Origin of the sequence: Stenotrophomonas sp. SMYL11 (assembly GCF_036320005.1) — a bacterium.
GTDB classification, from domain to species: Bacteria; Pseudomonadota; Gammaproteobacteria; order Xanthomonadales; family Xanthomonadaceae; genus Stenotrophomonas; species Stenotrophomonas maltophilia_A.
Window position 1 is genome coordinate 1 of record NZ_JAWIRS010000015.1, and the last position, 2500, is coordinate 2500.

Sequence of the window (2500 nt, forward strand, 5' to 3'; positions counted from 1 at the left end):
TAAACCCTGGCGATGACCTACTCTCGCATGGCTTGAGCCACACTACCATCGGCGCAGCTGCGTTTCACTTCCGAGTTCGGGATGGGATCGGGTGGTTCCACAGCGCTAATTTCACCAGGGAGGCGGTTGGAGCGTCGCCATCCGATACAGCTGGATAAGGCGCCTGCCTCTCATAGTTCTTGTGACGTAGCGTGCACTTGGATGCTCTTACGACGCTGTCGTAAAGCCAAGGCAACTTGAGGTTATATGGTCAAGCCTCTCGGATCATTAGTATCAGTTAGCTCAATACATTGCTGTACTTACACACCTGACCTATCAACCACGTAGTCTACATGGTTCCTTCAGGGGGCTTGTGCCCCGGGAGATCTCATCTTGAGGCGCGCTTCCCGCTTAGATGCTTTCAGCGGTTATCGCTTCCGAACATAGCTACCCGGCAATGCCACTGGCGTGACAACCGGAACACCAGAGGTTCGTCCACTCCGGTCCTCTCGTACTAGGAGCAGCCCCTCTCAAATCTCCAACGCCCATGGCAGATAGGGACCGAACTGTCTCACGACGTTCTGAACCCAGCTCGCGTACCACTTTAAATGGCGAACAGCCATACCCTTGGGACCGACTACAGCCCCAGGATGTGATGAGCCGACATCGAGGTGCCAAACACCGCCGTCGATATGAACTCTTGGGCGGTATCAGCCTGTTATCCCCGGAGTACCTTTTATCCGTTGAGCGATGGCCCTTCCATACAGAACCACCGGATCACTAAGTCCTAGTTTCCTACCTGCTTGATCCGTCGATCTTGCAGTCAAGCACGCTTATGCCTTTGCACACAGTGCGCGATGTCCGACCGCGCTGAGCGTACCTTCGAGCTCCTCCGTTACTCTTTAGGAGGAGACCGCCCCAGTCAAACTACCCACCATACACGGTCCCCGACCCAGATAATGGGCCCAGGTTAGAACGTCAAGCACGACAGGGTGGTATTTCAAGGATGGCTCCACTGCAGCTAGCGCCACAGTTTCATAGCCTCCCACCTATCCTACACAGACGAACTCAACGTTCAGTGTAAAGCTATAGTAAAGGTTCACGGGGTCTTTCCGTCTTGCCACGGGAACGCTGCATCTTCACAGCGATTTCAATTTCACTGAGTCTCGGGTGGAGACAGCGCCGCTGTCGTTACGCCATTCGTGCAGGTCGGAACTTACCCGACAAGGAATTTCGCTACCTTAGGACCGTTATAGTTACGGCCGCCGTTTACTGGGGCTTCGATCAAGAGCTTCGCCTTGCGGCTGACCCCATCAATTAACCTTCCAGCACCGGGCAGGCGTCACACCCTATACGTCCACTTTCGTGTTTGCAGAGTGCTGTGTTTTTGATAAACAGTCGCAGCGGCCTGGTTACTGCGACCCTCTTCAGCTATAGCTCGCACGAGCCACCAAAAAGGGTGCACCTTCTCCCGAAGTTACGGTGCCATGTTGCCTAGTTCCTTCACCCGAGTTCTCTCAAGCGCCTGAGAATTCTCATCCTACCCACCTGTGTCGGTTTACGGTACGGTCTGCGTAAGCTGAAGCTTAGGAGCTTTTCCTGGAAGCGTGGTATCAGTGACTTCGCCATAAAGGCTCGTCTCGGTGCTCGGTCTTAAAGGATCCCGGATTTGCCAAAGATCCAAACCTACCGCCTTTCCCCAGGACAACCAACGCCTGGTACACCTAACCTTCTCCGTCCCTCCATCGCACTTACGCGAGGTGCAGGAATATTAACCTGCTTCCCATCGACTACGACTTTCGTCCTCGCCTTAGGGGCCGACTCACCCTGCGCCGATTAACGTTGCGCAAGGAAACCTTGGGCTTTCGGCGTGCGGGTTTTTCACCCGCATTATCGTTACTCATGTCAGCATTCGCACTTCCGATACCTCCAGCAGACTTCTCAATCCACCTTCAACGGCTTACGGAACGCTCCTCTACCGCGCATAACAAAGTTATGCACCCCAAGCTTCGGTTCACTGCTTAGCCCCGTTAAATCTTCCCCGCAGACCGACTCGACCAGTGAGCTATTACGCTTTCTTTAAAGGGTGGCTGCTTCTAAGCCAACCTCCTGGCTGTCTGTGCCTTTCCACATGGTTTTCCACTTAGCAGTGAATTTGGGACCTTAGCTGTGGGTCTGGGTTGTTTCCCTTTTCACGACGGACGTTAGCACCCGCCGTGTGTCTCCCATACAGTCCGTCTCGGTATTCGGAGTTTGCAATGGTTTGGTAAGTCGCGATGACCCCCTAGCCATAACAGTGCTCTACCCCCGAGAGGATACATATGAGGCGCTACCTAAATAGCTTTCGAGGAGAACCAGCTATCTCCGGGTTCGATTAGCTTTTCACTCCTAATCACACCTCATCCCCTACCTTTGCAACGGGAGTGGGTTCGGGCCTCCAGTGCGTGTTACCGCACCTTCACCCTGGGCATGACTAGATCACCCGGTTTCGGGTCTACTGCCCGCGACTATGCGCCCTTAT

Annotated in this window: 2 rRNA genes (1 of these 2 cut by a window edge); both read right to left on the bottom strand. The window is 54.1% G+C overall.

Features of this window, described 5'->3' with window-relative positions:
- Nucleotides 1–4 precede the first annotated feature (4 nt).
- A 5S ribosomal RNA gene (rrf, locus tag V3B46_RS17610) occupies nucleotides 5–119 on the bottom strand.
- A 127-nt stretch (nucleotides 120–246) separates the two neighbouring features.
- A 23S ribosomal RNA gene (locus V3B46_RS17615) occupies nucleotides 247–2500 on the bottom strand; it runs 626 nt beyond the window's last position.